This is a genomic window from Marivirga lumbricoides, from assembly GCF_014636295.1.
Classification (GTDB): domain Bacteria; phylum Bacteroidota; class Bacteroidia; order Cytophagales; family Cyclobacteriaceae; genus Marivirga; species Marivirga lumbricoides.
The window spans coordinates 204,946-228,181 of the sequence record NZ_BMEC01000005.1 but is presented as its reverse complement, the minus strand read 5'-3'; the positions used below and the strand labels follow the sequence as shown (position 1 = coordinate 228,181).

The following is a 23,236-nucleotide window of genomic DNA, read 5'->3' as shown; positions in this document are numbered from 1 at the left end:
GCATTTATTACATCAACTTTTAACCAGAATCTACCTAGATGGTCACCCCAGCACCTAAATTGATTATAAAATATTTCTATCCACTTTGTGTAATATCAAATTATTCTTTCTCCTGAGATTGGACAATATTGAAGCTGGTAAACAGGGGTAGGCGATATATAATTTCTATCTGAAGCACCTTAATTTCTATTATCTCATAAATTGGGTAAGGTTTGATATTTGTATTTATCAGAGTACTCTTTTAATACCACTAAACTCTTCACGGTATTGGCTGGGAGTACAATTTTTATTTCTCTTAAATACCCTATTAAAATTGGCGATATTATTGAAGCCACATTTAAAAGCGGCTTCAGCTATACTTATGTCTTTTTCCAATAACCAACGCGCTGCATAGCCAATTCTGGTATCATTTACATAATCAATAAAAGTTTTTCCAGTTCTTTTTTTAATAAAGCGATTAAAAGAAACAGGACTCATATTTACCTGATCGGAGATTTCTGCAAGTGATATCTTTTTGTGATAATTCTCCTGAATATATTCGTAAACTTTTTTAATCTTTCCACTATTCTCAAAATCTTTGTTTGTAGCAGTATAAGAAGATAAAAGCTGTTGCTTTCTTGAATTAGCCAGATCGTGTAGAATAGAAACAAGCTCGAGGAAATAGTCTATACTATCAATCTTAGAAAGCTTGAGTATACGTGGCTTAATCTCTTCTGAAATTTTCTTAGAGAAGAGAATTCCATGTGTGGAGCGCTCAAACATATCTTTTATTGGTTTCATGATTCTGCGTTCCAATAATTTTATATCAAATAAATCATTATGAAACTGGATTGTTACTTCATGAATATTCTTCTTTTTACAGTTGTGCATTTCCCAACAATGCTGCAGGTTAGGCCCTACAAGCACTAATTCGATATCATCAATTTCCTCCATGTTATCACCCACAATTCTTCTTACCCCTTTCCCATTTAAAATAAAATTTAATTCATACTCAGGATGAAAGTGAATGGGGAAATCAAAATCATCCTTCATTCTATCAAAAACCAAAAAGCTATCTTCTGGAGAGAGTGGAGTAATTTCACGATGATAATCTTTGTACATTTTAATTATTTTAAGGATTCACCATATCTATTATTTAAAATAATTTAGTAAAAACTACTCATTTTCTACTTACTGAAAAAAGAAATAAAGCTAGCCCCCTCCAAATTGTACTCTGCAATTCCATTTTTCACCTTAATAGTTTTTACTTTTTTATTAGAATTGGTACGATTGGTAACACGCACATTTAACTTATCAATTCCATCAGGAATACCTTCTATTTTCACTTCTCTTGACGCGCCTTTATTAACCACATGAAGAGTGAAAGAAGTATTATTATCTTCCTTATATGCAGCAACAGTTAATCCTTTTTTGCTAATAGTTGCTGGAATAGAAAAACTTCCTTGAGGGGTTGCACCTAATTGTTGAAGATTAAAAAACCGTTGAGTAGGGTGTAATTCCTTTTCTGTATTACCAAAAACACCACCTCCTGACATCACAGAATAATCTGCTGTAAGCTGCCATTGCAAAATACTAAGGGGTTGAGCTTTCGCTAATATTTTAAGATAAACATCTATTTCATCTAAAGCATAAGTAGGCTCTTCTAAAATTCCAGGGTAGCGCCATGCACCAGCATCAATACTACCTTCACCTATGAATAATGGTTTCCCCACGCGGTTTGATATATCTAACCATTTAAGTAAATTTTCATCAGTCCAGCCTCTCCATGAATGAAAAGAAACTCCACCAATAAAGGGGCGGGTTTCAGGATCTGTTGAAGCTAAAGTTGTAAAAGGCCAGCCATCTGCATCAGCTGTATCCCCCAGCAAAAAGTCAGTTTCAACACCTCTTTTTCTAAAATAAGCCCCTAACTCTTTGATTAATTGATTGTGTTCCTCAGGAGTTTGCCTTACATCTATGCCTAAATCAGACTCATTAAACGAAAACATAACAGTTTCAACACCATACTCCTTTTTAAGGAATTGAATATAGGAAGTAATAGACTCATAGATTTCCTGCTTCTTAGTTTGATCCAACGCATTACCTCTTGAACCATCAATGTTCACGCCTTCAGCACGTTTGCCAATAATGGCCCATTCAGGAGCAAACCAAGTAGCTAAAATCACTGGAATACCCTGTTGATCTAATCGCTTAGCCATTTCCATAGCATCCCGAACTTTAGGATGAAGATTTCCTTTTTTAGCTTCATCAATCGGGTTTTTACTTAAATCAGGATGCCAGTATGACCAGGGTAACTCAACTCTTGACCATGAAACTCTTAAGTTTTTTAAGCTATAATCAATTACCTGAGGATCTGTAGATGGATTTTGTAATCTGAAATTACCTCCTACTCCATCAAATTGCTTTCCCTCCTGCTCAGGAAAAACCTTTAAATTTACAACAGATCGATCTATTTCTCCTGATGCCTTTATGGTGAATTGATTACTATAAATAGTATCTGCTAATACTTCTCCTGCTTGTATCAGAAAATCTAATCGTATATTTCCTTCACTCGTGTTTTTCACCATCACCTGAGTAATTCTTGAAAAAGATATTTCTAATTTCCTCAACGTTGAACTTACAATTATTTTACTTAAAGGAGCTATATAATTAGCTTCTGCCTGATAAGTGCTAATGGATTCTAAATTCATAACATTTTCATTTTGAACCTTAAAAATGGTAGAATTATCAAATTCTTCAGGTAGCTCTATTCTAAAAAATGCAGCATCAATTAAAGTGTCAGCCTTTGTACTCAATTCAACATCAATTAAAGCTGTGCCTTTCTCTAATGATTGAATAGTTTCTTTCCATCTGATTTCACCCATTTCATAACTAAATATTTTCTTCAAATCTGTTCTTTCAAAATCAGTAGTTTGAGCTTCTTTCCGTGTTACTCTGGTAAAACTTTTCTCCTCATCTATTAATACAAGGCTTGAATTGAACTGCATCAATTGGTTATCTACCCGTATGCCTGTTAAATTTCCCCATGTAGTAAATTCAACCTGCGCGTTTAAATACGTTGGAGTTATGTAGTTTAATAGGATGAATAAAAATATAAATAAGTATCGCATTGAATGTGTAATATTTGATTGTTGTTTCATTTTTACGCTATTGTTTTTTACTATTTAGCAATTGGTTCGCTGCCAGAACCAGGAGTATATAATCGGTTGTTCCACCACCTAAAACATACTCGGTTTGCTGCCATAAAAATGGCCATTCCAGCAACTCCGGGAAATCGGGACGAATAAGGGCGGTTCCTGAACCAATGCCGCCCGGAGTATAATGAAAATCTCCTCTGTTAATTCCATAAGCCTGAGTGAGAGATCGGGAGCCTACACCGGAAGCAAATGAAGAAGTATTTACTCCGGGATGTACCCCGAGTATAAAGTTCATAGCATTTAAAACATAGGTGTTCGGAAAAATGTCGGGGAAACCAGTGTGGAGAAAATATTGCTTTACTCCAAAGTTTTGGATGCCCCAACCTGCTCCCCAAATATTTGGTTCATACGGAATGCCGTAAGGATTTTTTCGTTCTAAGGAAGTCACTTCATTATAGTAGGCTGTAATTGCCTCCTTTATTTTCTTTTTGAAAGGCTTGTTTTTTACCCATGAAAAAACAGGAGCAATTATATACCCTGCTTGTGAAATATTATCAGCTATAAGTTTTTGATGCTCAACCAAAAAATTAAGATATTTATCATCTCCTGTAGTCCTTAGTAATTCAACTGCGAGGCTTATTTTGTGAAGAGGATTATTTGAATCGGTTTTTCCCCATAGTTCAATTGCAATTTGCTTACAATCTTTGGCTAAGCCTGGATTAAATTCATTTAAAGCTCTTGAAGTGGCAGCTAGAGCTGCTGCAGTATAGAGTTCTCTTCCAGGATTATCCTCAGTGAAAACCCACCTGTCATCAGGAGCACCAGGTTCACCTATTGGAATATTTTCATTAACATTTTTAGGATCAAAAAACTTCCCATCACTATGATTCACAGGATCTCCTAATAAAACATACTGATCTAGGGTAGGAACTATTATTCCTCTGTACAGACGTCCCATAGATTGATACCCGCGTACTATGGAAAGTGCTCCATGTTCTATTTGCTGAAGCAAATCATTTTTCCCATCAGGTTGAAGAATTTCAACACTTTTGGATTCCTGATCAATTGAAGTATTATCATATTCTACTTTAAAAATCTCGTAAATGTGTGACAAACCATGGATAGTGGCGGCTTGAGACTCCACCCTAAGGTCAAAGTCGCCAGCATCGTGCCATGCTCCAACATTCAGTCCTGGAACCATTTCTCCTGATTTGAAACTTGTTAAAGTCTCTTTTCCCTGCAAATAGCCATCAAAATGGTTAAGATCAGTAGGTGCCATTCTTGCATCATCTAAATGGCAGCGGCCATGCCATACTTTGTAGCGGTCAGCTACGCGCATATGACACATCTGTACTGGTAAAAAATATTCCAAAGTGGGCTGCCAAACATTTCTCTCGAAAACATCCTTGCTAATTTGAAAAGGCTCAGTAGTATAATTACCGTATTTTACGACATACATACCTGGCTCTTTCACACCAGAGAAATCCAATGTATAATATTGATACCGTAGAAATTTACCCCAAAGCTCCGGCTTTTGAGATAGCACTTCTGTAAAGCCTCCATTTTTATTAACCTGCATTAATGTGGCTTCATTTATTTGCTGATCATTTACATCAGTTTCAATAATAGCCTTTTTGGACTGTTGAGGATGGTAGCCCACTTGAGAAACCTGAACTACTGGTTTATATAAGTAATTTTTTAGCGCCTTAGGAGTAACTAACCAGTGAATGGCATTTTTAGTAACACCAGCAGGTACAAGCGATCTCACTATAAACCATCCATTATTATGCCGGGCCCTTCCATCCAGCAGCTGCAATTTATTTTCATTAAGGTTTTTTATGCTGAGTGTTTGCTTTTCATCTTCAGGAACTACTACCAATTCACTTCCAGTAGACATTACATCTAATTCATAGCCACCCTCCTTGTTATAAGCGCCAGGACCGTTGGCTTGTCTGTTGAAAATACCAAAATCATCGTCCATATACCACGATTTGCCAAACAGAATGCCTGGAAATAACTCAATATTCATTCCTACTTTACCTACCCATTCCTCCGGTAGCGGCTCATCCAGGTCTACAATAATTTCAAATGACTCTCCTTTTGGCTTTATTTTTAAGGTATAAGAAAAATCCAGATCAGGATAAATTATTGGGTTAAAACCTTTCCTATTCTTATCGGGATCAGGATACGCCATCTTTACACTAATTTCCTGTTGCTCTCTATTCACTATCCTTTTTCCTACTTTTGGCACAGGTTGCCATTGTCCAGGAGCTTGCTCTAACCGAAGGTCACCATTTGTAGCCACCCTCAAACCATTCTGGATTATACCTACACCTCCCTGATGACTTTCAGGATAAAAGTCATGGGCCAGCATTACATTTACTCCTCTTATTTGAAGGTATTCCAATTCATTTAATACAAAATGTTCAGATATAGAATTTTGGCCTGAAACAGAAAAAACATAAAACTGAAATAGAATAATTAAATGTATAAAATGCTTAAGTTTCATTGATTAAGATTTATTGAATATAGTTAATTTATTTGCAAACGATTTCAAAAAAATGATTAAAACATAAAAGTATGGGAATGATTAGCTATACTTTTATACTATTTTGTCATTTTAGAATAGCATTTTTTCAAAATAATTTTAATTACTTCTAATCATATATCTTTAGTTTTTAAAAATTATCGTCAAATATGAAATACTATAACATTCTTAAACTTTTTTTGCTTACAATTCTTGTAATAACAGCATGTTCTGAGAAAAATAACGATGATACTAAATCTACTCAACAAACCGAATTTGATGAAGCCATAAGTGTTGTCTTGTCAAATTGGTATCCGCTTGTGATCGATCAAGAAGATGGAGGGTATTACAGTGACATTACCTACGATTTTAAATTAGGTGAGCGTCATAACAAAATGATTGTTACTCAATCACGTCATTTATGGACCAGCTCTAAAGGAATAATGCTTTTCCCAAGCGATTCACTTTATAAGGTAGCGGCTGCTCATGGATTTTATTTTTTAAAAAATGTAATGTGGGATAAAGAATATGGTGGCTTTCATAGCTTAGTGAACAAACAGGGCATACCTGTTTTATTAAGCGAAGGACAGGAAAAAACTGCTTACGGAAATGCTTTCGCTATTTACGGATTAGCTACTTATTATAAAGCTACTAAAAACGAGGAAGCTTTATCACTTGCAAAAGAAACATTTCAGTGGTTAGAGGAACATAGCCATGACTCCATACATAATGGATATTATCAATCATTGGATATTGATGGTACCCCACATATAAGACCAGAAGATCAAAATTCTACTTCTGACTTAGGTTATAAAGATCAAAATAGTTCTATTCATCTGTTGGAAGCTTTTACAACACTTTATGAAGTTTGGCCAAATGAATTATTATCAGAAAGACTTGAAGAACTACTACTATTAATAAGAGATACCATTACTATTGATAAAGGTTATATGCATCTTTTTTTTCAGCCTGATTGGACTCCCATAACATTCAAAAATGAATCATTAGAAACAATCCAAAAGCACTTTTACCTTGACCATGTTTCGTTTGGACATGACATTGAAACAGCATATTTATTACTTGAAGCATCTCATACTTTGAAACTCAAAAATGATACGGTTACTTTAAATATAGCTAAAAGGATGACAGATCACGCTATCCTCACTGGATGGGATAATCAGCTGGGGGGGTTATATGATGGAGGTTATTACCTTCAGAATGAAGATTCAATTACTATATTAAATGAGCAAAAAAACTGGTGGTCGCAAGCAGAGGCACTCAATACTTTATTAATTATGTCTCGAAAATTCCCTAACGATAGCATAAATTACAAAGGCTATTTTGATGAATTGTGGAATTACACTAGGAAATACATGGTAGACAGCTCAAATGGAGGATGGTATGAATGGGGTATAGATAAAAACCCAGACGCTAAATTGGCATTAAAAGGACATATCTGGAAAGCTAACTATCATAATTTCAGAGCTATTACCAATATTTCAAGTATGTTAAAAGAAGAAAAAAATGGGGATATTTATGAATAGCTGAACCGAATTGAAGGCTTTATTATGATGATGTTACTTAATAAATTATTGGATTCTTCCCTTTTGTTTTTACAGAAAGAATCTGATCAATAAATGACAAAATCATATTATATTAATAATCAAACAGCACTTAATTTTGAATTATACATTTTATGAAGTTAATAAAATGCTGGATGCATTTGAACTTTGACTCCTTTAATATCTCAATGAAATCCTTGCATATTATATCCCTCCATGCTATTAGGCTTTTAAAACCCAGGTTTTTAGGTGTAGTTTTAACTGCATTATTTTGTGTAATTCATGCAAACGTATTCTCTCAAAGCTCTTTTGTTACAAATAATAGGCAAACAATTGAAACAGAGCAATTACTGGATTTAATTAAAAGAATACCCACAAAAGGGATAGCTTTCGGTCATCAGGATGCCACAGCATATGGTGTAAACTGGAAAGATGAAGACAGGCTTATCTCATTTTTAAGTGTAAAAAGCGATGTTAAAAAAGTAACTGGAAGTTACCCTTCAGTAATTGGCTTTGACCTTGGACATCTGGAGTTGGATAAAAAAGAAAACCTGGATACTGTTTCGTTCATCCTTATAAAAGACCATGTACAACGCATGTACAGAAAAGGAGCTATAATTACTATGAGTTGGCATCCGAATAATCCTGCCTCAGATGGTTCCTCATGGGATACAAGCCATGCAGTAACCCACATTCTTGAAGGTGGAAAGTATCATTCGACCTACATTCAATGGATAGATAAATTATCTGTCTTTTTTAAATCACTCAAGGATACACACAATAAAGCTATTCCGGTAATATTTAGGCCTTATCATGAAATGAATGGTGGTTGGTTCTGGTGGGGAGCTGCTAGTTGCACTCCTGAAGAATACAGAAAACTATGGAAGCTAACATGTAAGCTTCTTCAGAAGAACGGGGTTAATAATCTTCTATTTGCATTTAGCCCTAATACCCTGGCAAATCCTCAGGAGTTTGATCTTTACTATCCGGGAGATGAGTTTGTTGATATTATTGGTGTAGATATTTACAATCACAATGGTGACTCTACATTTATGGTAGATCTCAACAATAATTTAGCAATTCTTAAAAAGAAAGCAGCAGAGATTGATAAGCCCTTTGTGCTATCCGAAACAGGAAATATTTCAAGAAGCAACAAGAAAGACTGGTGGACTCAATCATTATACCCGGCAATAAAAAACTCAGGAATAGCGTGGGTATTGGTTTGGAGAAATGCTAATTACAAACATTTTTTTGCCAGTTATGAGGGTGATAGTGCTAAGAATGACTTTAAAAATTTCGTTCAAAGCGATGATATATTATTACTGGATCAACTTAAAAAAATTTAATTTTAAACTCGAAAACTGAATGCTTCAAGGCTTAGACATTGCCATTATACTTATTTACCTTTTAGGTACTGTAATTATTGGACTAGCCCTCAGAAAGAGAGCTCAAAAGAGTAAAGACGACTACCTGTTGGGAGGGAAAGATTTGCCCTGGTATATGCTTGGTCTTTCTAATGCCTCAGGAATGTTTGATATTTCCGGAACTATGTGGCTTGTAACAATAACATTTATATATGGATTTAAAAGCATCTGGATTCCCTGGCTTTGGCCTGTTTTTAACCAAGTATTTCTAATGGTTTACTTATCAATTTGGCTGAGAAGATCAAAAGTTACTACCGGAGCAGAATGGATTTTATTTAGGTTTGATAATGGAATCGGGGGGCGCAGATCACATACTATTATTGTTGTATTTGCTATATTAAGCTGCCTGGGGTTTCTGGCATACGGCTTTATAGGCTTAGGCAAATTCACGGAGATTTTTATTCCCTGGGAAATTGTTAGTCAATACATCCCATTTAATGTTCCTGCAAAATATATTCCCCATCTTTACGGAACAATATTTACGCTTTTCGCTGTATTTTATTCAGTTTTAGGAGGTATGTCCGGGATTGTTTGGACAGACTTACTACAGTATACCATTATGACTATTTCTTCAATTGCAATTGCCATTATTGCGTGGCAGGCAATGGCAGTAAATACTCTAAATGTTCCTGATGGATGGCTCAACCCTCTTTTTAATTGGGAATTAAATATGGATTGGTCAGGGATTATCACTGAAGTTAATGAAAAAATTGCATCTGATGGTTATTCTCTTTTTGGCCTATTTTTTATGCTTATGCTATTTAAAGGAATTCTCTCAAGTATAGCAGGTCCTGCACCTAATTATGATATGCAGAAAATTCTCTCTACAAAATCTCCTTTAGAAGCTGCAAAGATGAGCGCTTTTTCAATAGCTGTATTAATTCCAACACGCTACCTAATGGTAGGTGGTTTTGCTGTTTTGGGTTTATTATTTTATGAACAGCTTAATTTAACTACTGCGGGTATAATTGATTTTGAAAAAGTATTACCTTCTGCTATACAACAGTTTGTGCCAGTCGGTCTGCTAGGACTACTTCTTGCAGGACTATTGGCTGCTTTCATGTCCACTTTTGCCGGTACCTTAAATGCTGCACAAGCCTATCTTGTTAATGATATTTATCTGAAGCACTATAATCCTGAGGCCAGCGCTAAAAAAGTTAAACAGATGAATTACAGAAGTGGTATTGTTGTAGTATTACTTAGCATAATTCTTGGCTTTTTTGTGCAAGATGTCAATTCAATTTTACAATGGATTGTATCCGCCCTTTATGGTAGCTATGTAGTTTCCAATGTTTTAAAATGGCATTGGTGGAGATTTAATGGCAACGGCTATTTTTGGGGAATGCTTTCCGGAATGCTTCCAGCATTGATTTTTCCCATATTTACTGAAACACTGGATCTTTATTATTTTCCGATTATTCTATTAATCTCATTTATTGGAGCAATTATAGGAACTTATACAGCCCCAGCCACCAATGAGAAAGTTCTAATAAACTTTTATTATAAAACTAAACCGTGGGGATTCTGGAAACCAATTCTTCAAAAGGTAGAAGAAAAATACCCGGAATTTAGTAAAAACAAAGGCTTTTCGAGGGATATGTTTAATGTAATGATTGGCATTGTTGCTCAAACTGCTTTAGTAGTGCTCCCTATTTATTTCATACTGCATGAAAATATGAATGTTTTATATTCAATTATAGTCATTGCTGCATGCATTGTAATTCTGAAAAAGAATTGGTGGAATAATATTAAAAATGAAAAAGATATCACTGTCAAATAACTAAAAGACATGAAATTAAAAGAAGAGAGGAAAGCCCCTCATAAAATAGCAAATTATCAGGCACTTTTGGATCACCATCTTAGTGTTATTCAAAAAGCTAACTCCCCTATTAACGATATTAGTGGGATATTCACCAGGTATAAGAACCCTGTTATAACAGCAGAGCACGCACCTATATTCTGGAAGTATGATTTTAATGCGGAAACAAATCCACTCGGCATTGAGCGTATAGGAATTAATGCGACTTTTAATCCTGGCGCTATTAAATGGAAGGATAAGTACGTGCTGGCGGTGAGAGTAGAAGGAAAGGACAGAAAATCTTTTATTGCAATTGCTGAAAGTCCTAATGGGGTAGATAACTTTGAATTTTGGGAAAAACCTGTGGTAATGCCTCAGTTACAAGAGCCCGATACCAATGTTTATGATATGCGACTGATACAGCATGAAGATGGATATATTTATGGTATTTTCTGTACAGAAAGGAAGGACCATTCCAAACCTAATGATACAACAGCAGCAATAGCTAATGCAGGAATAGCGAGAACAAAAGATTTACTTCACTGGGAAAGACTTCCTGATTTAATTTCAGAGGCTGACCAGCAAAGAAACGTAGTATTGCATCCTGAGTTTGTAAATGGCAGGTATGCACTTTATACAAGGCCTCAGGATGGTTTTATTGAAGTTGGACAAGGCGGAGGAATTGGTTTAGGGTTTGTAAAAAGTATGGAAAACCCTGTAATTGAAGATGAGAAAATCATAAATGAAAAAAAATATCATACTATTTATGAAATGAAAAATGGCTTAGGCCCTGCCCCACTTAAAACTGAAAAAGGCTGGCTTCATATGGCGCATGGCGTAAGAAATACCGCAGGAGGATTAAGGTATACTCTGTATCTTTTTATGACCGATCTTAATGATATTTCTAAAGTAATCTATCAGCCTGCAGGTTATTTCATGGCCCCTAATTATGAAGAAACTGTAGGAGATGTACCTAATGTGCTATTTTGTAATGGCTGGATTTTGGATGATGATGGAAGGCTTTTCATTTATTATGCCTCTTCCGATACCAGGTCACATGTTGCCGTTTCATCTTTAGATAAACTTATTGATTACGTTATTAATACCCCGGAAGATAAATTCATTTCTGAAACTTCTGTAAAAAATATCATCCGCTTAGTGGATAGTAATAAGTCAATGGGTGAATGACTTTATATAATACAAAAATATTGAGATATGAACTGTCGGCAGAATTGCTGAATATTATTGACTATTGGCAGAAGTTTAGTCCGGATGAAGAAAATGGAGGTTTTGTAGGACAGAGAAATCATGACAATAAATTGGTTCCTAATGCATCTAAAGGTATAATACTCAATACCAGGATATTATGGACCTTTTCTGCTTACACAAAAAATAGTAAAGACAAAATCAGCTCCCAATATGCAAAGAGGGCTTTTCATTATCTTATTAATTATTTTAAAGACCAGAAGTTTAAAGGTTTTTATTGGGAGCTTGATGCAGAAGGAAGTGTTATCAATAAACGAAAACAGATTTATGCTCAAGCATTTGCCATATATGCCTTATCTGAATACTATTTAATTAGCAAGGATAACTCAGCTATTACGGAAGCACTAGAAATTTTTAAGCTTATAGAAGAGAATGCTTTCGACCATGTAAATAAAGGGTATTTTGAAGCTTTTGATCGTAATTGGAAGCCTATTGCAGATATGCGACTAAGTGAGAAGGATTTAAATGCTTCTAAAACAATGAATACTCACCTTCACTTACTGGAAGCTTATACAACATTATATACTGTCACGAACAAACCGGAGGTGAAAAAAGCACTGGAACAATTGATTAATTTGTTCCTAACCCATTTTTATAATCCTGAAAATCAGCATTTCAAACTCTTTTTTGATAATGATTGGAATAATTTGGATCGTAAAATTTCGTATGGCCACGACATAGAGGCTATTTGGTTATTAATTGAAGCAGCAAAAGCAATCAATAATAATGGTTTATTAAAAAGAGTGCAAAGTATCTCTGGCCCAGTAGCCGATACATTTATAAAAGAGGCAGTAACAAGCAATGGTGTTATCAATGAACATGATCTTGCTACAGGGCATACAGATACAGACAAACACTGGTGGCCACAGGCAGAGGCAATGTTGGGATTATATTATGCTTTTCAAAATTCGCCAAAACCAGAATATCTTAATGCAATCTATCAAATATGGGATTTCACTAAAAAAAATATCATTGACCACCAAAATGGTGAATGGTTTTTCAGAGTAGATAATAAAAATACGCCCTACTCTAGTGAAGATAAATTGGGCATGTGGAAATGTCCTTATCATAATTCACGCGCTTGCATGATACTTTTAGAGAAAATGCCATGAAAGAAACACTTTACATCTGCTTATTTCTCTCATTTATTATACTTACAGCATGCAATAAGGATGACGAAACTATTAAGCCTTCTATTGAAGAGGAAATGGAAAATCCTGAACCAAATGATGAAGAAAGGTTTATTCTACAGCCAGAAGAAACTACAAATTTTATGGTAGATCCAGCGGCTACCCCTGAAACAGTCGCTCTATTTTACAACCTTAAAATAAACTCTGAAACAAGCTTTGTAGTAGGCCAGCAAGATGCTCTCGCTGCATTCTATCAAAATTTAGCCGGAGATGCAGATATGAAAAAAACTACAGGTAGTAATCCAGGCCTATTAGGGTCTGACTTCATGTTTATCACAGATGACCAAAATAATGAGAATCCTGAAAACTGGTTTTATCAACAGGAATTAAAGATCACCAGCGATGCTATTTCTGCTTATAATCAGGGAATGATTAATACATTTTGCTGGCATTTCAGGGAGCCTTATGAAGGAAAATCTTTTTATACCAGTGAAATGACCTCATTTCAAAAATTTAATGCTTTTAAAAGTATCCTGCCAGGTGGCGAGAATCATGAATACTATAAACTTAAATTACAAAAAGTAGCACAAGTTGCCCAAAACTTTATTGGAGCAAATGGATCATTGGCACCTGTAATTTTCAGACCCTTTCATGAATTTGATAAAGACTTCTTTTGGTGGGGAAACATTTATTCAACTCCTGAAGAATTTAAAGAAGTGTGGAGGTTTACTGTTGAGTATTTAAGAGATGAACTGAAAGTACATAATTTTTTGTATGCTTTTTCGCCAGATAATAGCTACTTATCTAAAGAAGCATATTTGTCGCGTTATCCTGGTGATGAATATGTGGATGTAGTAGGCATGGACAATTATGGCGATATTATTTCGCAAGATGAAGTGGGAATTTCTATTGCCAACGAGAAATTAAAAGTAGTATCTGACCTTGCCCTCGAAAAAGTTAAAGTAGCTGCTTTTACAGAAACAGGATATTTTGTTAACCCTTTTGAAAATTCATTGACAGAAAATTTTTACACTGAGAACATTTATCAAGTGCTAACTGCTAACAATATTGAAATAGCATATATGATATTTTGGCAAAATTATACAGATTCTTACACAGTACCCACTCCTGGAATGCCCGGGGAACAAGATTTTATAGATTTTTCTCTGAAAGAAGATGTATTACTTCTCAAGAATATGCCAGATATGTATTCATTTCCTGAACAAATGGCTGCGAGAATTAGATTAAATTAAGCAGATCAATTAATTTTGATCAACCTTAATAATAAATTATTCTTATGCTTAATTATCCACTGAAATTTGAACCAGTTCTTAAAGAAAAAATATGGGGAGGAAATAAATTAACTACCCTATTCAACAAAAAAAGCGATAGAAATAATATTGGGGAAAGCTGGGAAATCTCAGGAGTTCCGGGTAATATTTCAGTTGTGGCAAATGGAGAGTTAAAAGGCAAATCATTAAATACCTTATTAGAAACTTACAAAGAGGAAATATTAGGTAATAAAATTTACCGGAAATTTGGTCCGGAATTCCCATTACTTATCAAATATATTGATGCTAAAACAGCTCTTTCGGTTCAATTACATCCTAATGATGATTTAGCTAAGGCCAGACATAACTCCTTTGGAAAGACAGAAATGTGGTATATTATGCAGGGAGATGAAGGTGCAAATATTAATGTGGGATTTAAAAAGACCACTTCTAAAGAAGAGTATCTAAAAAGCCTTCATAACAATCAATTGATAGACTTACTTCATTTTGAAAATGTAAAAAAGGGCGACAGTGTATTTATTAATACAGGAAAAGTACATGCCATTGGTGCGGGAGTTCTTTTAGCTGAAATTCAGCAGACTTCAGATATCACTTATCGTATTTACGATTGGGACAGAGTGGATGACGAAGGAAATGCCAGAGAACTGCATACTGAATTGGCTTTAGATGCTATTGACTTTGAGAGGAAGGATGATTATCAACTTCATTATAGTAAGGATGAAAACCAATCGAATAATTTAGCTAAATGTGAATACTTCACCACCAACTATATTCACCTCACAAAGCAACTTACAAAAAATTATAGCTCAATCGATTCTTTCATTATTTATATGTGCATTAGTGGTATAGCCAAAATTGAGATAAATAACAATATTGAAAAGATTGAGGCAGGTGAAACCATTTTAATTCCTGCTCAGAATAAAGAAGTAATTCTTCAATCTGAAGACTGCGAATTACTGGAAGTATACGTATAATGTAAGCCAATCCAAATAGTTTTACAACAGCTTAATACTCTGTTGTAAAACTACTTGAAGGTAAATTAGCATTATTAAAAAGGTTAGACTCCAATATATCTCCCCATGAAAAACGAGCATATACAGGGTTTTTAACCTTTTTAGACTTCAAGATCACCTTGTTTTCCTTGATAGTATAATCTGCAGTGTAAAACTTCTTGTCTTCTCCTGCTATTTCAAACTGACTCTCTTTTCTATCTTTGGGAACATATAACCCCTCTGCATTTTCAAAATGAAGAACTAATTTATTTCCCTGCACTTCAAGTTTTTGAAAGGCAGGCGCATAAGGTTGTGTACTTTTACCATACACTTCATGTAGCACCAGGTCAGCAAATCGATTACCAGCCCCCATCTTATTTCTAGGATGAATATCTTTGATATTACCTATATCAGAGGTAAGTATCATTCCGGTACCAGGTAAATCAACTCTTCTTTGAGCATCTCTCACTTTTACACCTTTGTTTCCTTCACCATAGCTATAGGGAGCAATTTGCGCATAATAAAAAGGGATTTCTTCTCCCCACTTTTTTCTCCAGGAACGGATTAAGCTTGAAAACATTTTTTGATAATATTGCACATTATCAACATTTGATTCCCCCTGATACCAGAGAATGCCGGCTAATTTAAAAGGAATAAGTGGTGCAATCATGGCATTGTAGAGAAAACCAGGGGTGTTAGGTCCCCATTCCACGTCCGGTAACAATTTAGCCGCTTCAGAGAGTTCCGCATTTTCTTCAATTACTTCGGCAGGCATCCAAACTTCGGCAGGTGTTCCTCCCCAGCTGGAATTGATTAAACCAATGGGCACATTATTTAGCTCTTTACTCAATTTATGGCCGAAGAAAAAAGCGATAGCACTAAAATTTTTCATCGCGTCAACAGAACCGACTTCCCATTTACCTGCCAAATCCTGCTGTGGAAAATCAGCACTTCTGTGATCCACAGAAAAGAACCTTAACTGACTATTTTCAGCCATTTTTAAAGCTTCCTCTTTATGATCTATCCCAAAATTAAAAGTCCACTCCATATTAGACTGACCGGAAACAAGCCAAACTTCACCTAAAAGCACGTTTTTTAATGTAACTTCATTATATCCTGAAATTTTTATTTCCTGGGCTCCTCGAATATCAGGGGTTGCAAGTAATAATTCCCAATACCCGCTATTCAAAGCTTTTGTCTTTATTTGTTCGTTGTTCCAGGAATTGCTCAAAATAACCTCTTCCATTGCTTTTGCCCAGCCCCATATCTTCACTTCAGCATTTCTTTGTAACACCATGTTATCGGAGAAGATACCTGGTAAACTTATATTGGCAAAAGAATTGAAACTTAACATCAACATAAGGTTTACACCTATCAAAATGTATTTAATCATTATTTTATTTAATTGTGAAAGTGATATATATACTGTATTATTTTAATACTTCTTCAATCGCTTGAAGTTCATCCTTTTCAAAATGAAGATAGTTTAAAGCAGCAATATTGTCCATCAATTGAGAAGGCTTGCTAACACCTACTAAAACGGAAGTTATTCTCTGATCCTTCAATAGCCAGGCAATTGCCATTTGTGCAAGACTCTGATTTCGATTAGCAGCTATTTCATTTAAACGCTTTACTTTCTTAATCAATTGAGGTGTAATTCTATCTGATGGTAAGTAAATACCTTCTTTGGCTGCTCGCGAGTCATCCGGAATGCCATTGAGGTATTTCCCGGTAAGGATACCCTGTTCTAAAGGTGAAAAAGCAATGCTTCCCACTCCCTGATTTCCTAAAACTTCTAACAAAGCATCCTCTGCCCATCTGTCCAACATACTATAGCGTGGTTGATGAATTAACAAAGGTGTACCTAAGTCCTTTAACATCTGAATTGCTCTTTGAGATTCGACTGCACTATATTGTGAAATACCTATATAAAGGGCTTTTCCAGATCTCACGATATGATCCAGGGCTTTTAAAGTTTCCTCCAGAGGTGTTTTAGGATCGGGTCTGTGGTGATAGAAGATATCCACATAATCCAAGCCCATACGTTTTAAAGATTGATCAAGGCTGGAAATCAAGTATTTTCTTGAGCCATAGTTGCCATACGGTCCCGGCCACATATCCCAACCTGCCTTCGTTGAAATCAGCAATTCGTCCCGATAAGGGGCGAAATCCTGCTTTAAAATTTTGCCGAAGTTCTCTTCAGCTGAGCCATACGGAGGCCCATAGTTGTTGGCCAGGTCAAAATGAGTAATACCATTGTCAAATGCAGTTCTCAAAATTTCTCTGGCATTCTGAAAATCATCATTTCCTCCGAAATTATGCCATAATCCCAATGAAAGCAAAGGTAACTTTAAGCCACTTTTGCCACACCGTCTGTAAGTCATTTTTTCGTAACGCTGCTCATCAGCTATGTACTGTTCTTTCATGCGTATATTTTCAATCTTTAGTCTCAGTCTTTTTATAGAGTTACCAAATACTTAATCCATAGCATCTATTTATTTTACAAAACAAGGTTTCATACCTATTCTTCCCCTTATTTAAAGAGTTAAACTTCCTCACCAGAACAAGTTTGTTGATGAACAATAGATACTATAAATTCAAATAGTAGTTCTGCTTAAATACTAAAATAGTCAAGGTATAAAAGTGATTTGCTTTTACCTTAATTATTGAGCTAAATATAAAGAATATTTACGGAGTTAACCCTAATAAGGCTGTTTTTAAGTCGATTTAAAGCAGAAATACAGTAAAAGACTAAAAATAGCAGCTTTTAAACACATTATTTTAATTAATTAACCATTTCGCTCTAATATATTTTTGAAGAAATTGATTAAAGCTTATACTAGTAAATAACGGCTAATCCTGCCTTTACAGTCATTTTTAAAGCTTACAGAATTGTCAGAAATTCCAGTTTAGAAAAGGAAGGTAAAATTCAGAAAAATGCTACCACATTAATTATCTGTACTTATGCTTTTTTTCTCCTGTGCATGGTCTGAAGGCTCCCTTTTACCATAATGATAATCTGAATACACTCTCGTAAATTCCGCACCAAAAAAAACAATCATTGCAGAATAGGATGTCCATAGTAAAATAAGCACAACAGAACTTGCCGGCCCATAACCTGAACCTGGATCGGCCGTTCCGAAATAAAAACCTAGCGCTGTTTCTCCAAGTACAAAAAGCAAAGCGGTCATAAAAGCACCAATCCAAACAGCACGCCACCTTATTTTCGCATCAGGTAATACTTTTAATAAAAGAGCAAATAGCAAAGTAATTACTCCTAAAGAAATGCATATGTTCAGTATTTTCACCAAAATGAGAATAGATTCTGAGAAATACTGTTGAATCCAATTTCCAAAAGCTGATAGAAGAGATGAAAGTAAAAGAAAAACTAAAAGCAAAAAGCCAATAGATAATATGAGTCCGAAGGAAAATAACCTAGTTTTTATAAAAGGCCAAACCCCGGTTTTTTGTTTATCGGTTTCAACCTCCCAAATATTATTAAAGGATTGCTGAAGCTGAGCAAAAACAGTAGTAGCACCTATTAAAATAGTGGCAAAACCTAAAATACTTGCCCATGTTGAATCTTCTGTCTCCAGGGATCTTCTCAAAAGTGCCTGTACAGAGTCCGCTGTACTTTCACCGATCGCATCTGAAATCTGAGCATGCAGTTCGCCAGTAACCACTTCATTTCCAAAAATGTAGCCGGCAATTGAAATAGATACCACAAGCAAACCTGGTAAAGCAAAAATGGCATAATAAGCTATAATAGGCCCCTCTCTAAATGGGCCTCTGGCCATCCATTTTTTTCCTGTTCGCTTAAGCAGCTTAAAAAAGGTTTTAATATTATTGAGATTCATCGCATTGTTTAGGTGATTATTGGCTAACCTGCTATTCATTTTCTGTATTAAAATTACTTAATGCAGTTTTAACAATTAATCATTAAGTATCACTACGCCATTTAATCACTTTTATTAAGATAAATATTACTGCAAGCACAAGCAACAGGTGAATAATAACCCCTATAGAGTAGATAAATAGGCCTATTGCCCAGCCAATTAATAATATAAGGGCAAGAGGAATGAGTACTTTAGACATAAGAGTATATTTAAAAATTGTTAAGAATAAGCCTTTGCTTAAAACTATCTAGATTATTACTCAATAAGCATCAAATAGTTACACCTTATAGTATTCAATTTTAAGAGTTATTTTAATAACTGAAAAATAATCGTTTGCAAATAAGATAGAAAAGATGATCAAATTTCAATACATTAATAGAAGATGTGCAAATAGTATTTTCCCTATAAATAAGGTGGTGAGAAATTTTATACAATTGTACAAAAATATACTTTTGATATTTCCTTTAAAACATTATATTTACTTACACTTAATGGTAAATTGGATGAATAGTTAAAAAATAAAGATCAAACTTAATAAATCCATTTAACGTAATGTAATGATTATCAAAATATAAGTAGTTTATTCTCGGATTTGTAAATCTTATGCCGTTATTTGTATCAGAATTAGCCATTCATTTGGTATATTTAGGCTTTCTTACAATATTTCAGAAGTATGATTTTTACGATATAGTCAAAAGTACTAAGTGATAATTAAAATCGATTGAAGATGGATCTTATTTTTAAGTATGACATTCATTACACCTGCAAAAAAATTATACAGGAAAAGCTGGATAAATTGCAGGCAGACTATACATACAGTGGAGTTTCCGAAGTAAAGTTGAAGAAAGAATTAAACCCTCAGCAAATGGACCAACTGAAACAGGAATTGGCGGAATATGGAATAAACCTGGTTGAGGATAAAAAATATTTACTGGTACAAAGAATAAAAAATGCAATTGTAGAGATGATTCATTTAAATGATGAGGACCTTGTCAATAAAACCTCCGTTCATTTAAGCGAAAAACTTAATTTAAGCTATGGTTATCTTTCCAATGTTTTTACGGAAGTAACCATGTCAACAATAGAGAATTATATTATTCTACAAAAAATTGAAATGGCTAAAGCTTTATTAACAAAGGAGGAACTTTCCCTAACAGAAATAGCTTACAAACTCAATTACAGCAGCGTAGCTCATCTATCTAATCAGTTTAAGAAGAAGATAGGTTTAACACCATCAGCTTTTCAAAGAGTTTTGGAAAGAAGAAAACAACTAAAAGAAATTAACTAACAATTTTTTCAGCTAAACTAACAACTTTTTTATGAACAACCAGCCCATTAAAATTCTTTTGGCAGATGACGATGAAGACGATCGTTTGTTTTTTGAAGATGCAATTGAGGCCTTACCGATGAGAACCACTTTAAAAATGGTGAAAAACGGAAAAGAATTGATGGATCTTTTACTTACAAATGATGTAATTATTCCGGATATCATATTTTTGGATTTAAATATGCCGGGAAAAAATGGACTTGAGTATTTAACAGAAATTAGAAATAATAGCAAACTTGAATCTATTTCAATAGCAGTTTATTCAACTTCCTCTTCAGAAAAAGACATTGAAGATTCTTTTGTGAAGGGAGCTAACATTTACATTAATAAACCTAATGATTTTAATGATCTTAAAGAGGTTTTAAAAAAAGTACTTTGTACAAATTGGCAATATATAAACACTAGCTTCAATAAGGAGAGCTTTCTATTGAGCGTATAATTATAGTACTTTTACTATGTCAGGTAGTTGAAACAAATGTTTTAGGCATGCGCTCATTTACCTGACATTTATTATTTACACAAAATGAAAAAATTTAGGTTTTCAGAAAACATCCTCAAAATATCCCTGATTGTTGCCATTTTTCTATTACTGGGAATTTCTGGCGAAAACTATAGACAATTCAACTCCTATACAGAAACACAGGAAAAAATTAATGAGTCTTATAAAACCCAGGCAAATCTTCAGGCTCTATTATATGTAATTGTAGAAACGGAAGCCACACATCGTTCGATTATTGTTACTAATGAGAGAAAGCTCATTGAAAAATACTTTGAAAAAAAAGCTAAAATACAACCACAGATAAATTTTCTAAAAAAATTAACCAAGGACAATCCTTATTCTCGAAATAAAATTGATTCCATTCAACGAATAGTTAATCAGCGAATCGATTTTTTAGACAACCACTTAAAAATATATGACTCGGCAGACAGCAATTTGATCTATAAACAGAACCTGGCCAGCTCTGCAAATCTTTTGCAGGAAATAGAAAGATTAATTGAAGAAGTGGTAAAGCAGGAAGATAATACACTCCATAAAACAAAAGATATAAGTGACAAAAAGCTTAAAATTACCCCACTGCTGCTTCTTGCAGTAGTGTTGTTTTCCATATTTATATTCATCATAAGTTCAATAATTTTATATAGATACCTTCAGAATGCCAGAAGAAATCTATCTCAATCACAAATCAATAATATGATTTATGAACAATCTGAAAGGATTTCCCGATCCGGTCATTGGCATTTTCAACCCTCAACTAAAAAAATTGAATTCTCCAGCAATTTGTACCGTTTATTAGGGTTTGAACCTAATAGCTTTAAACCCAGTCTCAAGAAATATTTAAGCGTTATTGATGAAGCCGACAGGTCACAATTAATTGCTAACCTTAAAAAGCTGAAGAGCGAGGGGTCTATTCCTTCAATGGACATTAATATTACTACTCCCTCTGGTGAATCGAGATGTCTGCGTTTTATCGCCCGATTGGTGACAGATGAAAATGGAAATGACTTAATTATTGGGGCTAACAAAGATCTTACTTTTGAAATAGAAACCAACAAAGAGCTAAATGAGCTAAACTCGGAGTTAAAAATTTCCAATAGTATTTATAAAAATGCCGAATCAATTGCTATGATTGGCAGTTACTCTTATGATTTTGATAAAAAGAAATTTGCTTTCTCTGATAACCTCTTTCATATTTTAGGTTACTTGCCAGAGAGTTTTGAAGCTTCAGAACTAAAATTTATTGAATTCATTCATGAAGATGACCGCTCAGTATTTATTGAGCATATGGGGCTGCACCAGGCTGTCAATAAGCATTCAATGAGCCGTATAAGAATTATTGATAAGAATGGTAACCTGAAATACCTTACTTCCAACAAGAAAATTTTTAAGGAAGATGAGAAAAAGATTATGATTGTTACCCTGAAGGATATTTCCGAAGAAGTAATGATCAGCAAAAGGCTTGAGGAAAAGAATGAAGACCTAATTAAAAGCAATTCTGAATTAGAATCTTTCAATCATATTGCCAGTCATGACTTGCAAGAACCTTTAAGAAAAATACAGACATTTATATCTCGGATTAATGTGACCGATAACGTTAATTTACCCCCCTTAATAGCAGACTATTTATCCCGCATTGCCTCTGCAGCCAACAGAATGCAAAATTTAGTGATTGATCTGCTGAGTTTTTCAAGGGCTTCCAAAGAGAATAAGGTTTTTGAGAATTACGATCTGAATATAATTTTAGAGGATGCCATCCAGGAGCTACAAACTGATATCCAGGAAAAAGATGCTCAAATCAATGCTGTCAATCTTCCTAATTCAACGGTTATTCCATTTCAGTTTCAGCAACTGTTTGTAAACCTGCTAAGTAATTCTTTAAAGTATGCTAAAGAGGATGTTCAGCCAATTATTACTATACAAAATGAAAGCATCTCTCAAAAAGACCTTTCCTCTTTCCCTAACTACAAAAAGAATGAACTGGTTAAAATTTCATTTGAAGACAATGGAATAGGGTTTGACCAACAATATGCGGATAATATATTCATTCTTTTCAAAAGGCTTCATGACAGAAGACGCTATTCAGGCACTGGAATAGGGTTGGCTATTTGTAAAAAAATTCTGCAAAATCATAAAGGCCAGATTTATGCTGAAGGTAAACCTGGGATTGGTTCAAAATTCACTATTATCTTTCCCGTTTCCCCTAATAATAACTCTTTTTGACTTTTTAAAACCGTGATGATGACCAGCATCTAATAGCACTTAACAGCTTACAATCAGATGCTTATTGTGCTTGCCCAAATAGTGTAAACTCTATCTATTATTGTGTAATGTTTTACCGAAAGGTATCTATTACTTTTGAAATAAGTTGTACTTCTAACAGAGTGAT

The 23,236-nt window shown here is 34.5% G+C and carries 17 protein-coding genes; 10 read left to right on the top strand and 7 right to left on the bottom strand.

The features are described 5' to 3' along the window. Nucleotides 1–228: 228 nt before the first annotated feature. The 3 genes from IEV85_RS09475 to IEV85_RS09465 form a co-directional block, all read right to left on the bottom strand. On the bottom strand, nt 229–1,101 hold the full coding sequence (locus tag IEV85_RS09475) for an AraC family transcriptional regulator (RefSeq protein ID WP_188462643.1): 873 nt from the start codon (nt 1,099–1,101) through the stop codon (nt 229–231). A gap of 65 nt (nt 1,102–1,166) precedes the next feature. Beyond that, complete coding sequence (locus IEV85_RS09470) at nt 1,167–3,140, bottom strand: glycoside hydrolase (RefSeq protein ID WP_229712549.1); 1,974 nt, start codon at nt 3,138–3,140, stop codon at nt 1,167–1,169. Nucleotides 3,141–3,147: 7 nt separating this feature from the next. Continuing rightward, nucleotides 3,148–5,646 (bottom strand): glycoside hydrolase family 9 protein, encoded by a 2,499-nt coding sequence (locus tag IEV85_RS09465; protein WP_188462639.1) that lies wholly within the window; start codon nt 5,644–5,646, stop codon nt 3,148–3,150. Nucleotides 5,647–5,834: 188 nt separating this feature from the next. Here IEV85_RS09465 and IEV85_RS09460 point away from each other — a divergent pair, with 188 nt between their 5' ends. From IEV85_RS09460 to IEV85_RS09430, 7 genes are all read left to right on the top strand, one after another. Beyond that, nucleotides 5,835–7,208 (top strand): AGE family epimerase/isomerase, encoded by a 1,374-nt coding sequence (locus IEV85_RS09460; protein ID WP_188462637.1) that lies wholly within the window; start codon nt 5,835–5,837, stop codon nt 7,206–7,208. A gap of 152 nt (nt 7,209–7,360) precedes the next feature. Beyond that, nucleotides 7,361–8,572, top strand: coding sequence for a glycosyl hydrolase (locus tag IEV85_RS09455; protein WP_188462635.1), 1,212 nt, complete (start codon nt 7,361–7,363; stop codon nt 8,570–8,572). Between the two features lie 19 nt (nt 8,573–8,591). After that, nucleotides 8,592–10,430 (top strand): sodium:solute symporter family protein, encoded by a 1,839-nt coding sequence (locus tag IEV85_RS09450; protein WP_188462633.1) that lies wholly within the window; start codon nt 8,592–8,594, stop codon nt 10,428–10,430. 9 nt (nt 10,431–10,439) lie between these two features. Next, entirely contained in the window at nt 10,440–11,636 is a 1,197-nt protein-coding gene (locus IEV85_RS09445) for a glycoside hydrolase family 130 protein (RefSeq protein WP_188462631.1), read from the top strand. After that, nucleotides 11,633–12,826 (top strand): AGE family epimerase/isomerase, encoded by a 1,194-nt coding sequence (locus tag IEV85_RS09440; protein ID WP_188462629.1) that lies wholly within the window; start codon nt 11,633–11,635, stop codon nt 12,824–12,826. The genes IEV85_RS09445 and IEV85_RS09440 overlap by 4 nt, the downstream gene beginning before the upstream one ends. After that, complete coding sequence (locus tag IEV85_RS09435) at nt 12,823–14,097, top strand: glycoside hydrolase family 26 protein (protein ID WP_188462627.1); 1,275 nt, start codon at nt 12,823–12,825, stop codon at nt 14,095–14,097. Before IEV85_RS09440 ends, IEV85_RS09435 begins: the two co-directional genes overlap by 4 nt. Nucleotides 14,098–14,141: 44 nt before the next feature. Further along, nucleotides 14,142–15,110, top strand: coding sequence for a type I phosphomannose isomerase catalytic subunit (locus IEV85_RS09430; RefSeq protein ID WP_188462625.1), 969 nt, complete (start codon nt 14,142–14,144; stop codon nt 15,108–15,110). 31 nt (nt 15,111–15,141) lie between these two features. Here IEV85_RS09430 and IEV85_RS09425 read toward each other — a convergent pair whose 3' ends face one another. From IEV85_RS09425 to IEV85_RS09410, 4 genes are all read right to left on the bottom strand, one after another. Next, the gene (locus IEV85_RS09425) at nt 15,142–16,521 is read right to left on the bottom strand and encodes a sialate O-acetylesterase (protein ID WP_188462622.1); all 1,380 of its coding nucleotides are present in this window, start codon (nt 16,519–16,521) and stop codon (nt 15,142–15,144) included. Nucleotides 16,522–16,558: 37 nt separating this feature from the next. After that, nucleotides 16,559–17,554: an L-glyceraldehyde 3-phosphate reductase gene (mgrA, locus tag IEV85_RS09420; RefSeq protein WP_188462620.1), complete on the bottom strand. Its 996-nt coding sequence runs from the start codon at nt 17,552–17,554 to the stop codon at nt 16,559–16,561. 522 nt (nt 17,555–18,076) lie between these two features. Continuing rightward, on the bottom strand, nt 18,077–19,024 hold the full coding sequence (locus tag IEV85_RS09415; RefSeq protein ID WP_188462618.1) for a YihY/virulence factor BrkB family protein: 948 nt from the start codon (nt 19,022–19,024) through the stop codon (nt 18,077–18,079). A 43-nt stretch (nt 19,025–19,067) separates the two neighbouring features. Next, the gene (locus IEV85_RS09410) at nt 19,068–19,223 is read right to left on the bottom strand and encodes a lmo0937 family membrane protein (protein ID WP_188462616.1); all 156 of its coding nucleotides are present in this window, start codon (nt 19,221–19,223) and stop codon (nt 19,068–19,070) included. Nucleotides 19,224–19,751: 528 nt separating this feature from the next. Between IEV85_RS09410 and IEV85_RS09405 the strand changes: the two genes are divergently transcribed. From IEV85_RS09405 to IEV85_RS09395, 3 genes are all read left to right on the top strand, one after another. Continuing rightward, nucleotides 19,752–20,312 carry a helix-turn-helix domain-containing protein gene (locus IEV85_RS09405; RefSeq protein WP_188462614.1) on the top strand — a complete coding sequence of 187 codons (561 nt, stop codon included), beginning with the start codon at nt 19,752–19,754 and terminating at the stop codon, nt 20,310–20,312. Nucleotides 20,313–20,343: 31 nt separating this feature from the next. Then, complete coding sequence (locus IEV85_RS09400) at nt 20,344–20,790, top strand: response regulator (RefSeq protein ID WP_188462612.1); 447 nt, start codon at nt 20,344–20,346, stop codon at nt 20,788–20,790. A gap of 84 nt (nt 20,791–20,874) precedes the next feature. Further along, nucleotides 20,875–23,070 carry an ATP-binding protein gene (locus IEV85_RS09395; protein WP_188462610.1) on the top strand — a complete coding sequence of 732 codons (2,196 nt, stop codon included), beginning with the start codon at nt 20,875–20,877 and terminating at the stop codon, nt 23,068–23,070. The last annotated feature ends 166 nt before the right edge of the window (nt 23,071–23,236 follow it).

What these genes read in the sequence shown, in the direction of transcription:
- mgrA (WP_188462620.1), bottom strand. Translation starts at nt 17,554, where the DNA reads ATGAAAGAACAGTACATAGCTGATGAGCAGCGTTACGAAAAAATGACT.
- IEV85_RS09430 (WP_188462625.1), top strand. Translation starts at nt 14,142, where the DNA reads ATGCTTAATTATCCACTGAAATTTGAACCAGTTCTTAAAGAAAAAATA.
- IEV85_RS09475 (WP_188462643.1), bottom strand. Translation starts at nt 1,101, where the DNA reads ATGTACAAAGATTATCATCGTGAAATTACTCCACTCTCTCCAGAAGAT.
- IEV85_RS09455 (WP_188462635.1), top strand. Translation starts at nt 7,361, where the DNA reads ATGAAGTTAATAAAATGCTGGATGCATTTGAACTTTGACTCCTTTAAT.
- IEV85_RS09425 (WP_188462622.1), bottom strand. Translation starts at nt 16,521, where the DNA reads ATGATTAAATACATTTTGATAGGTGTAAACCTTATGTTGATGTTAAGT.
- IEV85_RS09410 (WP_188462616.1), bottom strand. Translation starts at nt 19,223, where the DNA reads ATGTCTAAAGTACTCATTCCTCTTGCCCTTATATTATTAATTGGCTGG.
- IEV85_RS09465 (WP_188462639.1), bottom strand. Translation starts at nt 5,646, where the DNA reads ATGAAACTTAAGCATTTTATACATTTAATTATTCTATTTCAGTTTTAT.
- IEV85_RS09450 (WP_188462633.1), top strand. Translation starts at nt 8,592, where the DNA reads ATGCTTCAAGGCTTAGACATTGCCATTATACTTATTTACCTTTTAGGT.
- IEV85_RS09460 (WP_188462637.1), top strand. Translation starts at nt 5,835, where the DNA reads ATGAAATACTATAACATTCTTAAACTTTTTTTGCTTACAATTCTTGTA.
- IEV85_RS09395 (WP_188462610.1), top strand. Translation starts at nt 20,875, where the DNA reads ATGAAAAAATTTAGGTTTTCAGAAAACATCCTCAAAATATCCCTGATT.
- IEV85_RS09440 (WP_188462629.1), top strand. Translation starts at nt 11,633, where the DNA reads ATGACTTTATATAATACAAAAATATTGAGATATGAACTGTCGGCAGAA.
- IEV85_RS09415 (WP_188462618.1), bottom strand. Translation starts at nt 19,024, where the DNA reads ATGAATAGCAGGTTAGCCAATAATCACCTAAACAATGCGATGAATCTC.
- IEV85_RS09405 (WP_188462614.1), top strand. Translation starts at nt 19,752, where the DNA reads ATGGATCTTATTTTTAAGTATGACATTCATTACACCTGCAAAAAAATT.
- IEV85_RS09435 (WP_188462627.1), top strand. Translation starts at nt 12,823, where the DNA reads ATGAAAGAAACACTTTACATCTGCTTATTTCTCTCATTTATTATACTT.
- IEV85_RS09400 (WP_188462612.1), top strand. Translation starts at nt 20,344, where the DNA reads ATGAACAACCAGCCCATTAAAATTCTTTTGGCAGATGACGATGAAGAC.
- IEV85_RS09470 (WP_229712549.1), bottom strand. Translation starts at nt 3,140, where the DNA reads ATGAAACAACAATCAAATATTACACATTCAATGCGATACTTATTTATA.
- IEV85_RS09445 (WP_188462631.1), top strand. Translation starts at nt 10,440, where the DNA reads ATGAAATTAAAAGAAGAGAGGAAAGCCCCTCATAAAATAGCAAATTAT.